General features: G+C 59.9%; 13 protein-coding genes. 6 read left to right on the forward strand and 7 right to left on the reverse strand.

All coding sequences use genetic code 11. The features are described 5' to 3' along the window. The first annotated feature begins 45 nt into the window (after positions 1 to 45). Complete coding sequence (locus AB8B31_RS23475; protein WP_130827903.1) at positions 46 to 642, forward strand: hypothetical protein; 597 nt, start codon at positions 46 to 48, stop codon at positions 640 to 642. 567 nt (positions 643 to 1,209) lie between these two features. Here the strand turns inward: AB8B31_RS23475 and AB8B31_RS23480 are convergent. After that, on the reverse strand, positions 1,210 to 3,174 hold the full coding sequence (locus tag AB8B31_RS23480; RefSeq protein ID WP_222148943.1) for an AAA family ATPase: 1,965 nt from the start codon (positions 3,172 to 3,174) through the stop codon (positions 1,210 to 1,212). Further along, positions 3,171 to 3,548 (reverse strand): hypothetical protein, encoded by a 378-nt coding sequence (locus tag AB8B31_RS23485; RefSeq protein WP_165447401.1) that lies wholly within the window; start codon positions 3,546 to 3,548, stop codon positions 3,171 to 3,173. The genes AB8B31_RS23480 and AB8B31_RS23485 overlap by 4 nt, the downstream gene beginning before the upstream one ends. Before the next feature lie 495 nt (positions 3,549 to 4,043). Here AB8B31_RS23485 and AB8B31_RS23490 point away from each other — a divergent pair, with 495 nt between their 5' ends. The 3 genes from AB8B31_RS23490 (at position 4,044) to AB8B31_RS23500 (ending at position 6,956) form a co-directional block, all read left to right on the forward strand. After that, positions 4,044 to 4,334: a helix-turn-helix domain-containing protein gene (locus AB8B31_RS23490; protein ID WP_245277343.1), complete on the forward strand. Its 291-nt coding sequence runs from the start codon at positions 4,044 to 4,046 to the stop codon at positions 4,332 to 4,334. A gap of 257 nt (positions 4,335 to 4,591) precedes the next feature. Next, positions 4,592 to 5,944: a YifB family Mg chelatase-like AAA ATPase gene (locus AB8B31_RS23495; RefSeq protein WP_439007527.1), complete on the forward strand. Its 1,353-nt coding sequence runs from the start codon at positions 4,592 to 4,594 to the stop codon at positions 5,942 to 5,944. 424 nt (positions 5,945 to 6,368) lie between these two features. Continuing rightward, entirely contained in the window at positions 6,369 to 6,956 is a 588-nt protein-coding gene (locus AB8B31_RS23500; RefSeq protein WP_128408389.1) for a hypothetical protein, read from the forward strand. Here the strand turns inward: AB8B31_RS23500 and cysK are convergent. After that, positions 6,953 to 7,915, reverse strand: a complete 963-nt coding sequence (gene cysK / locus AB8B31_RS23505; RefSeq protein WP_018244449.1) for a cysteine synthase A — start codon at positions 7,913 to 7,915, stop codon at positions 6,953 to 6,955. The two genes, AB8B31_RS23500 and cysK, sit on opposite strands and share 4 nt — an antisense overlap. A gap of 145 nt (positions 7,916 to 8,060) precedes the next feature. Continuing rightward, the gene (locus tag AB8B31_RS23510; RefSeq protein WP_128408388.1) at positions 8,061 to 8,678 is read right to left on the reverse strand and encodes a LysE family translocator; all 618 of its coding nucleotides are present in this window, start codon (positions 8,676 to 8,678) and stop codon (positions 8,061 to 8,063) included. A 233-nt stretch (positions 8,679 to 8,911) separates the two neighbouring features. On the opposite strand from AB8B31_RS23510, the gene AB8B31_RS23515 reads away from it, so the two are divergent. Beyond that, entirely contained in the window at positions 8,912 to 9,430 is a 519-nt protein-coding gene (locus AB8B31_RS23515; RefSeq protein WP_018447826.1) for a Dps family protein, read from the forward strand. 44 nt (positions 9,431 to 9,474) lie between these two features. On the opposite strand, the gene AB8B31_RS23520 is transcribed toward AB8B31_RS23515, so the two are convergent. Then, positions 9,475 to 10,389, reverse strand: coding sequence for a DMT family transporter (locus AB8B31_RS23520; RefSeq protein WP_018244452.1), 915 nt, complete (start codon positions 10,387 to 10,389; stop codon positions 9,475 to 9,477). Between the two features lie 99 nt (positions 10,390 to 10,488). On the opposite strand from AB8B31_RS23520, the gene AB8B31_RS23525 reads away from it, so the two are divergent. Beyond that, positions 10,489 to 10,953 (forward strand): Lrp/AsnC family transcriptional regulator, encoded by a 465-nt coding sequence (locus AB8B31_RS23525; protein WP_018244453.1) that lies wholly within the window; start codon positions 10,489 to 10,491, stop codon positions 10,951 to 10,953. A 73-nt stretch (positions 10,954 to 11,026) separates the two neighbouring features. Here the strand turns inward: AB8B31_RS23525 and AB8B31_RS23530 are convergent, their stop codons facing one another. Both AB8B31_RS23530 and dut read right to left on the reverse strand, forming a co-directional pair. Further along, positions 11,027 to 11,926 (reverse strand): GNAT family N-acetyltransferase, encoded by a 900-nt coding sequence (locus AB8B31_RS23530; protein ID WP_018244454.1) that lies wholly within the window; start codon positions 11,924 to 11,926, stop codon positions 11,027 to 11,029. Continuing rightward, entirely contained in the window at positions 11,926 to 12,396 is a 471-nt protein-coding gene (gene dut, locus AB8B31_RS23535; RefSeq protein WP_018244455.1) for a dUTP diphosphatase, read from the reverse strand. Before dut ends, AB8B31_RS23530 begins: the two co-directional genes overlap by 1 nt. Positions 12,397 to 12,403 lie beyond the last annotated feature (7 nt).

A 12,403-nucleotide genomic window follows, 5' to 3' on the forward strand; every position in this document is an offset into this window, starting at 1 on the left:
GGAGTCCACCAGCGCAGGTTTTTTGCTGAAACCGGAACCGCGGCTATGATTCCAGAAGAGCTACTTACCGAGGATACGACGACGAATAGAAAGGCGGCCATCTCGCTTTCCGATTTGAAGAGACTTGGGCCGCTACTAGGAGATGATTTCATCGACGTGCTGCGTTCCGTACAAAATGACACCGACGGCACCTTCCGCGAGTTCGCGGAACGCCTTTCCGCTTTTCTTCCGAAGATTGTCAAGACCGCGGCCAAATCACACCCTACATGTCGCGACCTTGCACCCGAGGCTTTCGAGGCCGATGGCATCGACATGCTGAGGCTGGCCATTGCTGGGATTGAACCCGACGAGGTTCTGACGGAGCGAGGATGGGACGTCGGGGATGCGCTGGCGGACATTAAATCTCAGTTTCAGATGCTAGAAGAAGAGTTCGTGGTTGCCTTCATCGGCCAGGAAATTGTCACGGACGAGTATGAAGAAGCTGGCAACAATAGACTCGAAGCAAAACGTTACCAGATGTTTCGGGACTTCGTCTGGGACATGCGGTCTTTCCTCGATACCATTCATCTGAACCGTCGACTGATTGCCGGCCGCGAAGAGGACATGGAGAGGTTGATCTCACGACACGAGTTAGGATTCTGAGATGGAACAAAGGCAAAGCATTTAAACACTACCTGTCTGCTATCAGGTGACGAAGGTTTTCTGCACGTCTTTACTCAACGTTCCGGCGATCCCCGCGGGGCTCAGTAAGCGAAAAGAGCAGTTTGCTCTATCGTCCAAGTCCGCCGCTGGGGTGGCGTATCGGTCAATACAGTGCCACGGCCCCTCATGCGCGGTCCCTGCTAACGTTCAACAAGACTGCCGAGAGCCGATGGCGCGGATCTCGGGGAAGGTGTATTGTCGCCATCTTCAAGCGAATAGGCTCGACGGTCGAATGGGAAGCGGTAATATCATTGGTGAGGAAGGGGCAGACGCGACACGGTCTGATAAAGAAGAGCCGCTATCTGCGAGTGTGTCAGAAATCTCGAAGAATGAAGAGGACGATGGCTCGTTTTCTCGGCGCATCGTTGGCCAAGGCCGACGCCGCGAAACCCTGAAACGTCGCAGTGTCACCAGCGAACGTTCGTAGGATTGCCTAATCGGGGCCAGCTTGAAACAACGTCGGTTCCATATTGTTGCCAACGATGATCCCGGTGCGGACGCGACCGTTCAAGGACAAGCGGATCGCGTCGAATCCTTCCCTGAAGTCATGCTCTTTGCAGCGATCGCTGCGACGTCCGTTGACCCGACGTATTCCTTTTCCAGAAGCTCTTCCGCGAGCTCGACCAGAAATGCCGACTGTTCGGAGAGGACCGTTTTGGCACGAGCAAACTGTTCTTCGAGAATCTGGGTGATCTCGTCTCGCAGGTCGGCCGGCAGGCGAGATGCCCGCCTGATATCCATGTGATGAGATTCTATTAAGAACCGGAGTCGCCGGCCCAGGCCATATGACGCGACCATGCGTGCCGCGATGGCTGACGCCGTGTCGAGGTCGCTTCCCGCTGAACCGCTGAAACCAGTCGATCTGGAACCCAGATGCAATTCTTCCGCCGCCGCTCCAGCCAGCGTTCGGCAGATGACATTCTCAAAGTCTGAGTTCGTTGGAAGCAGGTCATAGTCGTCGTCTTCATATCGGGTCCAGCCGGGCGCCAGATCTCGCGAACCCACGAGGCGGAGCTTCTTCCGGATCGACACGCTCACCCTGCAACCGGGAGAAAGGACTGACGCAACGATAGCATGCCCGGCTTCGTGAAAAGCGACGCGGCGAGCCTGGTGGGGAGAAAGAGCCTGCACCGGAGGTAAAGACTCGAGCAGATCGTCTATCCTGACCCCTCGGCCATTCATCCGGCCCCGACCTTTGGCCTCTCTTGCGAGCATGTCCAAGTCGGCGCCGCTCCAGCCTTCAAGATCGGCGGCAATGTCCATCAACTCTATTTCGATATTCTCCACTCCCAGGTGGAAGCGGAGGATTTCGGCCCGTTCGCTTGCGTTTGGGAGATCGATTCTGATGTGACGTTCTATCCGACCGCTACGGAGAAGGGCCGGATCGATTGCTTCCTTGAAGTTTGTGGCGCCAATGACCAGGATTTGGTCTCGACCCTTTGCGCCATCAATCTGCTCCAACAGAAAATTGACGACCTGGCGACTGTAGTCAATATGATCGCCGGAGAATTTCGACCTGTCGCCGATCGAGTCCAGCTCATCGATAAATATGATCGCTGGCTGCTTCGCTCGGGCCTTGTCGAATGTTTCGCTCATTGCTTTCAGGAGATCACCCAGATGGCCGGCCGCCTGCCACCGAGAAACCGACGCCGATATCAGCGGCAGGGCTGCCGACCTGGCGAAGGCCTGAGCGAACATGGTCTTACCGGTGCCCGGAGGACCGTAGAGGAGAATGCCGCGGGGCATGTTCGACCAGTCCATCTTTCCATGTCGGAAGCGGTCGAGATCTACGATGAATGCCTGGGCCCACTTTTTCACCGGGGAGTAACCAGGGAGCTCTTCCAGCCGAGGGCCGACACCTGCCGAATTCCCGGAGGAGGCCGACAGCAGACTTAGCGCTTCGGTATCGGAAAGACGGTGTTTGCACACGACCGGTACGAGCAATGGAAATTCCAGGTCCACGAGCAGCCGAGCGGTGTCGTCATTGATCGGCGTCCGCCGAAGCAACCGCCGAATTGCATGAATGTGCTCCACAGTAGGCTTTGGCATGTCCACAATCGCATCGGCAATCAAAGACATCCCTGGGGGGATATCTGACCGGCTGTGAACGAGAACGACTATGACGTCGTACCTGCCATGCTCATCCAGAATTGGATTGTCGACTTTGGACGTTTTCCGGAGTGGAGGCGTGAGAACATGCACAAGGACCTCCTGATGCCGGCGAAGCCTCGCCCGAACATCTAGCGATCCCGTCGCGACAAGTTCCGCTGCTTTTCGATGGCTTTCGCTGACGGAGGCACCCCCTGTGACGACGATCACGGTCGAGGGTAATCCTCGCATGAGCGCATGTTGCGAACGGAGTGATCGCCGGAGTGCCGCGTGAGCAAGAAAGAGACCCGGCGATCTGCGCATCATCAGCTTTGCTTTCGCCAGCTTGGTCAGCGCGCGGAGCGTCGCAGCCCTAGCTGTCATCTGTGGCTCCAAGCCGCGAGAGTATCCTTGGCCCAAGGGCTTGGTGTCCCGAGCCGGTACCAGCATGCCATTGAGCGGGCAAGATTTGCTTCCACTGACAGGAGCTCCAAAGGCGCGGTGAAGCTGAGCCATTCCGACGCCCACGGGTCTGGCTTGTTCGGATAATGGATGTAGCCGGTCAACATCGCGGCCGGATAGTTCTCGATCACCCATTGTTCTATGATTGGCGTTTCGAGAGGATCGATAACTGGCAGTCGGCGATCTTTGAGAATTCCGCGCAAGTCGGACGACAGCAGGTCGGAAGCCTCCACGCGGCGCCGGATCGCCCGTAGCGACGAATTACCTTCGGCTTCCCCAAATCTGAGAATCCTCATCTATTCATCCTCCAAAGGTCGAGCCCGCCGGCCCACCGCGTGATCTCGCATTTTGATTGAAAGTGCCCTGGCGGCACCATCGCCTACGGGATTTAATGAAAAAGACTTCGCCCGCCACGATTCCATCCGCCGTCTGGCAGGGATTGGTGACCCTCCACGATGCCCTCGAGGCGTGGGGCTTTTCTGAAATTGTGTGTCCAATTGGTATGGCCATGAGCGCGGCGCCGCGATCGACCTGCTTGTGGAAGTTCGAGGCCGTTACGAGTCGATTCAGTTGAGAAATATGTTCCGCCATCTGTGAGTTCATGATTCGCCCAACTCCGCTATGCCGCTATCCATTTAAAGGATTCGCGACTCATTTGGCGACAAAATGACGCCAATGAGGACTCATTAAGCCGAATAATTGTTCGGCGTCAACATTTGTTGACAACATGTTTTGCTCAGGCTGTGGAAGCGTGCTTATGAGTCCTTATGCCGCGAGTGCCAGCCGTAATCATGAAAGCAGCCAGAGAGTTTCTGGGCCTCAGTCAGGAAGACGTCGAGGCTGTCTTCGGCATGTCTAGGAAGACTATTCAGCGGGTGGAGAAAGGCGTGGACGTGAGCGAGCATTACGTCGCAGCGTTGCAACGATTCTATGAGGATCAAGGCATCACTTTCGTGTCGCCCGCCGATGGGAACGGTTGGGGCATGTTCAACGCCAACACGAGCGACAACATGCAGTCGTTGAATAAGCTTGAGAACATTCCAGTGGCCAAGCGAAAAAGAGATCGCCGAACTAAGCTTTGATGCGGTGTGGCGAGCGACGAATGAATATTGACGTCGATCATGCGATATGGCCTAATGGAAATACGGTACAGGCAGGGATGCCGATGACCGTGAAGGGTTAGACTCATCAATGTCGTTTGCAGCCGTGGAACTTCTTATTCCGCGGTCATTTTTGTTTGCAGCGAACGGCTACATTCCCCCCGCGCCCCCGAAGACCGGGGGCTGTCTGCCCCCGGACCCCCGAGGATATTTCGCTGAAGGGTTAGGCTACAGGGCCGCTGATAAAGCCCATAGTCTCTCCATATAAAATATTGAAATATGGCATAAGCTCGCATTTCGATCTGCCGATCGCGCTTGCCCTGATGGCTGCCCTCGGCGCCATTCCCGCCGATGCGCTGTCCGATTTTGTCGTCGTCGGCGAGCTCAATCTCGACGGCACGATCGCCGCCATATCAGGCGCGCTGCCGGCCGCGATCGGCGCCAATGCGCTCGGCAAGGGGCTGATCTGCCCCGCCGAAAGCGGCGCCGAAGCCGCCTGGGCAGGCGCCGACGTCGATATCCTTGCACCCCGCAGCCTGATTGCGCTTGCCAATCATTTCCGCGGCACGCAAGTCCTATCCAGGCCGGAGGCGTCGATCCGCGCCAATGCCGCAAACCTGCCGGATCTCGCCGAGATCAAGGGTCAGGAAAGCGCCAAGCGGGCGCTCGAGGTGGCGGCCGCCGGTGGCCATAATCTGCTGATGGTCGGTCCTCCGGGCTCCGGCAAGTCGATGCTGGCAGCCAGGCTGCCGTCCATCCTGCCGCCGCTTTCGGCCGCCGAGCTGCTTGAAGTCTCGATGGTGCATTCGATCGCCGGCCAGCTCTCCGGCGGCAAGCTTTCCGATCGCCGGCCCTTCCGCACCCCGCATCATTCCGCCACCATGGCAGCCCTCGTCGGCGGCGGTCTGCGCGCCCGTCCAGGCGAAGCCTCGCTTGCCCATCACGGCGTGCTGTTTCTCGACGAGTTCCCCGAGTTCACGCCGCAGGCGCTGGATGCGCTACGCCAGCCGCTCGAAGGCGGCGAATGCGTGATTGCCCGCGCCAACCACCGCGTCTCCTATCCGGCGAAATTCCAGCTGATCGCGGCGATGAACCCCTGCCGCTGCGGCATGGCCGGCGAGCCGGGCCATAGCTGTGCCCGCGGGCCGCGCTGCATGAGCGATTACCAGGCCCGCATCTCCGGCCCGCTGATGGATCGCATCGATATCCGCATCGATGTGCCGGCCGTCTCCGCCGCCGACCTCATCCGGCCGATGGCGGCCGAAACCAGCGCCGATGTTGCCCGCCGTGTCGCCCGCGCCCGCGCAATCCAGCAGGAGCGCTTCGAAAGTACCGGCGCAAAGGGTATCGGCACCAATGCCCGCTGCTCTACGGCGATGATCGAGAAACTGGCCGAGCCCGATGCCCCTGGCCTGCAGCTGCTGCGCGACGCCGCCGAGAAGATGAAGTTCTCCGCCCGCGGTTACCACCGCGTGCTGAAGGTCGCCCGCACGCTGGCCGATCTCGACGGCAAGCCGACAGTCGGCCGCATCCATCTCGCCGAAGCGATCTCCTACCGCATCGCCGGCGAAAGGCTGACGGCTGCGGCTTAAGAAGAAGGGCGGATGCGCGTAGATATTTTGAAGTACTAGTCGTCAGGCCGCTCACCGATCTGCCGATCGCGCTGGCGCTGATGCTGCCCTCAGCGAAATCCCCGCCGGTGCGCTGCCGGATTATGAGATTATGTCGCTGTCCGCGAACCCAACCCCGACGGAACGATTGATCGCTGCCGTTATGGCGCGCTGCCGGCCGCGAATGCTCTTGGCAGGGGCTGACCTGCCAGAAGCGGTGCCGAAGCTGCCTAGGACGCCGATTTAAACATCCCTCTGGTTGCTTATCCGTTAGGGGTAAGGGCCTCTCCTCACTTCGTCGCTATTTACAATATTAGATTAGGCTGAAAAAATTTCGAGAAGGATGTCGGTCCGTTCGACATAGTCGATCGGAGGTGACGGATAAGAAAATCTGCCGGGGATGTAGATGAGTAACGAATATCCGGGCTCGAACGCTAACCCATCGGAGGTTCTAGACTTAGCGAATGCCTACTCTCTCGCTTCGAAATTCTTGTTCGGGAAGGGTCAGAAGCGAGTTGCAATATCCATTGCTCCAGCTCGAATGTGCGCCATTCACGCTATCGAACTCTACTTAAATGCCTTCCTGCGCCATGAAGGCGTTGCTCCAGAAGAAATACGAAAACGGATGCACAATCTCGCTGAGCCTTTGTTCGTTGCCAAACTTAAACTGAGAAAGAAGACTGCCTTGCATCTCGAGGCAATGACAGCAAAGCGTGAGTACATCATATCGCGCTATGCTCCGGAGCGGACGAGAGAGCACACTGAGCTGAATCGTTTGACCGCGACGCTGGCGGAAGTCATGGCGAAGGTTGGCAAACACCTGCATTCAACGAGCTCAGGTGGACGTCGACAATCGTTATTGCGGACTGCCACAGAACTTTCGTCCCACGTCGATTGGGATGCAGGTGACGGCACAAATGATGGGGCGCCGAAGCGCCCCGATATTCTGCAGGATAAATTGCCGGCGGAAAGGCCCCGCCATAGCCACCTTTAGCTCCCGAGCCCTTCAAACAGCGCCGTCGACAGATAACGCTCCGCAAAGGACGGGATGATGATGACGATGTTCTTGCCGGCGTTCTCGGGACGGATGCCGACCTTGATGGCGGCGGTCAGTGCTGCACCCGAGGAGATGCCGACCGGCACGCCTTCGAGCCGGGCGACGAGGCGTGCCTGTTCGAAGGCCTCGTCGTTGGAAACGGTGACGACTTCGTCATAGATGCCGGTATCGAGGATCTTTGGCGCGAAGCCGGCGCCGATGCCCTGGATCTTGTGCGGGCCGGGGTTGCCGCCGGATAGGATCGGCGAATCGGCCGGTTCGACGGCGATGATCTTGATCTCGGGCTTGCGGCTCTTCAGCACTTGTCCGACGCCGGTGATCGTGCCGCCGGTGCCGATGCCCGATACGACGATATCGACCGTGCCGTCGGTATCGTTCCAGATTTCCTCGGCCGTCGTCTTGCGGTGGATCTCGGGATTATCAGGGTTTTCGAACTGCTGCGGAATGACGGCATCGGGAAGGGAGGACGCCAGTTCCTCGGCCTTGGCGATGGCGCCCTTCATGCCCTTTGGCCCCTCGGTCAGCACCAGCTCGGCGCCGAGCAGCGCCAGCATCTTGCGGCGCTCGACCGACATCGTCTCCGGCATGGTGAGGATCAGCCGATAGCCCTTGGCGGCGGCGGCAAAGGCGAGCGCGATGCCGGTATTGCCGGAGGTCGGCTCGATCAGCACCGTCTTGCCGGGGGTGATCTTGCCTTGCGCTTCGAGGCCCTCGATCATCGCGACGCCGATACGGTCCTTCACGGATGCGATCGGGTTGAAGAATTCGAGCTTGCCGATCAGGTTCGCCACGACGCCTTTTTCCCGCGCCAGCTTGTCGAAGCGCACGAGCGGCGTGTCGCCGATGGTCTCGGTGATCGAGGAATAGATGCGGCCGCGGCCGGGCTTGTGCGACATGGGTGCTCTCCCTTTGAAATCCTGCTCCTGAAATCGAGGGGGAGAATAGGGTCAAAGACCCGTCTAGGCCAGACCGCGTTCGACCTGGAGGAGCGGTCAGGAGAGAAAAAAACCTTTGATAACCGTTTCTTGCCGAATGTTTATTTCAGGCCGCCCGCGTGGCGATGAAGGCTGCCGTGCCGGCGAGGATGCCGGCGGCAACCCGGTTCAGCGCCTGCAAGGCCCGCGGCTCTCTCAGCATCGTGCGGGCCCGCGAGGCAAGCAGCATATAAGGCACAAGCACGACGATCAGCACCACGAAGGTGGCGGCGAGCAGGATCGCATAGTCGCGTAGCCCGATATTGCCGATATCGATCAGCGTCGGCACCAGGGCGACATAGAAGAGCATCGTCTTCGGATTGCCGAGCGTCACCAGCAGGCCGGAGAGGAAGGACAGGCCGATATTGGTCGATTTCCGTGCCGCAATATCCTGCGGCAGCAGCCCCGCCGTCCAGAGTTTCCAGGCGATGTAGCCGAGATAGAGGACGCCGGCGATCTTGATTGTTATGAACACCTCGGTGAAGGTCTGCGCCACGAAGGCAAGGCCGAGAATGACCGCTGTGAGATAGGTCATGTCGCCGATCACCAGGCCGAGACCCATGAAGAAGGTCTCGCGGAAATTCGAGCCGAGCGCACGCGCGACGATTGCGGTAATCCCGGGTCCCGGAATGGCCGCGGCGATGAACAGCGCTCCGGCATAGGTGATCAGGACGGTGAGGCTCATCTTCTTAACCCTCAGGGCTTCCACCGCCCATCTATAGGCAAGCGCCGCTTCTTCATCAATGCTTTGGCGCTGATCGGTCCATAACCATAAGGAATAGGTCTGCTAGACCATGATCTACTTGGAAAGCGACCCGGCCTTGCTATTTCTCTCTCTGCAAATGCGCGATCAGCGCGGCCCGCCGCGGTTGTCCCGGCCGGTGGCGCTAGAGATTTTCATCACCAAGGAGAGATTAAATGTCCCATACGCCAGCCGAAACCCGCAGGCTTTCGCCACTCAAGACGCCGTCCAGCCTGCCGACCAACGCCATTACCGATATTTCGGCGGCGCTGACCGCGCTGCTCGCCGATGTCTTTACGCTTTATGTGAAGACCAAGAATTTCCATTGGCACATGTCCGGCCCGCATTTTCGCGACTATCATCTGCTGCTCGACGAACAGGCGGAACAGATCTTCGCGATGACCGACGACATTGCCGAGCGTGCCCGCAAGATCGGCGGCACGACGCTCCGCTCCATCGGCCAGATCGCTCGCCAGCAGCGCCTTTTGGACAATGACGCGGATTTCGTCACGCCCGAAGACATGTTGTCGGAACTGCGCGAGGACAACGCTCAACTCGTTTCGCTGCTGCGCGAAGTGCATGGCCTTTGCGACGAGCACAATGATGTCGCAACCGCCAGCCTGATCGAGAACTGGATCGACGAGGGCGAGCGCCGCACCTGGTTCCTGTTCGAAACGACGCGCCCGCAGAGGTAATGTCGGCAACCGGGCGTCTCGGCCATCCCGATCGAACGCCCGGTTCAGCTCTCCACCGCCCGCGGCCGCAGCCAGCGCGGCGTCCAGCCGAGATTCATGCCGGCGGCGGCAAGGAGAATGATCGCGGCGCCTGCGATCTGCATCGGCTGCAGCGCGTGGCCGAAGGCCAGCCGGTCGACCAGGATCGCCGCGATCGGATAGATGAAGGACAGAGCGCCCGTGAGATGCGTCGGCAGCCTCTGGATCGCACCGTAGAGCAGCACATACATCAGCCCGGTATGGACGACGCCGACGGTCACCAGGATCGCCCAGGATCCGACATCGCCGGGCGGATGAGAAAAATCGGTCATCGGCGCCAGCATCAGCATGCCGGTTGCGACCTGGATGAGCGCGATCAGATGCGGCGGCGTGCCTTTCAGCCATTTCGCGGCAAGGGCGGCGAGCGCGTAGAAGAAGGCGGCACCGAGCGCCATCAGGATGCCGAGGCCGTAACCGTCAGATGCCGCCCCGCCTGTCCCCGGTTTTGCCTCGACGATGGCAATCATGCCGGCGAAGGCGAGTGTCAGCCAGAACAGCTTGGTGGCCGTGATCTTCTCGCCGAGAAAAAGCGCGCCGAGCACGAGCAGCATGAAAGGCTGGGTGTTGTAAACCGTCGTCGCGATCGAGATCGTCGCATGCGAGTAGGAGGCAAACAGCAGCAGCCAGTTCAAGACGATGGCGATACCGCCTGATATGGCGATGCCGAAGGCGCGCAGCGTGATGATGCCTGGCCGCAGCAGCCCGAGAGCACCGCAGATGACAAGCAAAGTGAGCGCGCCGAACAGGCAGCGCCAGAAGACCACGCCGCTGACAGGCTGGCCCGACATGACGACGAACCAACCGATCGTCCCCGAGATCAGCATCGCTGCCGTCATTTCCACCGTGCCTCTTTTGATGTCACTGCCCATGATTGCCTCCATTTCGGTGGCATAAGAATATTGCGGCGATAGGCGATTTTATATAAGGATATGAAGGAAGATGATCGATGTTGCCTAATCATAAGAGGAGAATATCTCGCCGTGGCTAATGATGTGCAATCGCTCGACGAAATTGATCAGGCCATTCTGGAGGCGCTGGCCGGGAATGCGCGGATCTCGCTGAAGGAACTGGCCCAGCAGGTCGGCCTCTCTTCGCCGAGTGCGGCCGAGCGCCTGCGGCGGTTGGAGGAGCGTGGCGTCATCAAGGCCTTCACCATTGATCTCGATCCCGCCGCCGTCGGTTATCCCCTGCAGGCGATCGTGCGCGTGCGTCCGCTGCCGGGGCAGTTGCACATCGTCGAGCGCATCATCGAGGAAATTCCCGAAATCATCGAATGCGACAAGGTGACGGGTGATGATTGTTTTATCGCCCGCCTGGTCATCCGCTCCATGGCCGATCTCGACGGCATCCTCGACCGGGTTGCCGAAAGGGCGGAGACCAACACCGCGATGATCAAGGCCTCGCCCGTCAAACGCCGCCTGCCGCCGCTTTCCCGGCGGAAATAGGGGGCGGCGAAACGCCTTTTTGTTTTTGCGCATTCCGGTCGCAAAACCGCTGCGCAGTTTTGCTGGAACTGCTCTAGAATTCCGCCATCGGCGACAACATCGCCGGAAAATCCGGGGTGGCATGGCCGAGCCCGCGCAGCATCAACCTCGTGCCGCTTTCCAACGGTTGCGGAACACCGTCCCAGCCGAGCTTGTCGGGACGGAAAAGCACTTCGACAGAGGCGGGGGCGATCTCCAGTCCGCCAAGGATCGCTGCAAGCGACGGTATGTCAGCCGCCACGACGTCGAGGAGGCTGAAGCGGCCTGCCTCATCCATCTTCCATGCGATCGCCGCCTGCCGGTCTTCCAGGAAGCTGATGCGGATATCGGGATCGAGCCGGGTGTTGATCAGAAACATCGCCGCATTGACTGTGACCGCCAGCGAGGTCGAAACCGGGCGTCGTCTTTTCAGCAGCGATTGCAGCAGGGCAAGATCATCCGCGTTTGTCGGCAAAAGCGGCCGGGCGCGGGCGGCGGAAGACGAAGGGTCGGGCGTCGGTCCCTCGTATCGGTGCAGCGCTATCGCGCGGAAACCGTAGGGTTCGTAGAGCGACGGTTTGTCGGTATAGAGGATGACGGCTTCAAAGCCCTGTCGCTCGCACCAGTCGAGGGCTTTTACCGTGACGTCGCGATAGAGCCCGCGGCCGCGCCATGGCGGCCGCACGGCGCCGGATTGCAGGCCGGCGGCATGGACGTTCCTGCCGTTGAGGACGAAGGGCAGCGCAAAGGCCGAGATATTCGCCGCAAGTTCCCCTTCGGCGTCGAACCAGCCGAAGGGCATGCTGGTGGGGTCGGGGCCGCCGAGCTGTTGCAGCGGTCCGATATCGATGCCGAAAATATCCCTGAGCAGGCAGACCAGCGCCGCCCAGCCGGCGGGGTCGCCGAAATAATCCTGCCGGAAGGTCAGGCCCGCGCTGTCGAGGCGCTGTGCCATCAGACGCCGGTGGAGCCGAAACCGCCTGCGCCGCGCACCGTTTCGCTTGCCTCGGTGATCTCCACCACCCGTGCCTGGGTCACCGGCGCGATCACCATCTGGGCGATGCGCATGCCGCGCGAAATGACGAAGGCTTCCTCGCCGAGATTGACGAGCAGCACCTTCACTTCGCCGCGATAGTCGCTGTCGACGGTACCAGGCGAATTCAGGCAGGTGATGCCGTTTTTGAAGGCAAGGCCGGAACGCGGCCGCACCTGTCCCTCGAAATGCTCGGGGATCTCGAAGATGAAGCCGGTCGGCACCAGCGCCCGTTTGCCGGGCAGAAGCGTCAGCGGTGCTGCCTCGTCAACGGCAGCGCGCAGGTCCATGCCGGCCGCCCCCTTGCTTTCATAGGCGGGCAGATCGAGGCCTTCGCCATTCGGCAGGCGGATGAGTTTCAGCCTGGGGCTGACGTCGTGATGAATGTTCATGGGCCAT

Source organism: Rhizobium sp. 62_C5_N11_2 (assembly GCF_051811185.1).
GTDB lineage: Bacteria > Pseudomonadota > Alphaproteobacteria > Rhizobiales > Rhizobiaceae > Rhizobium > Rhizobium leguminosarum.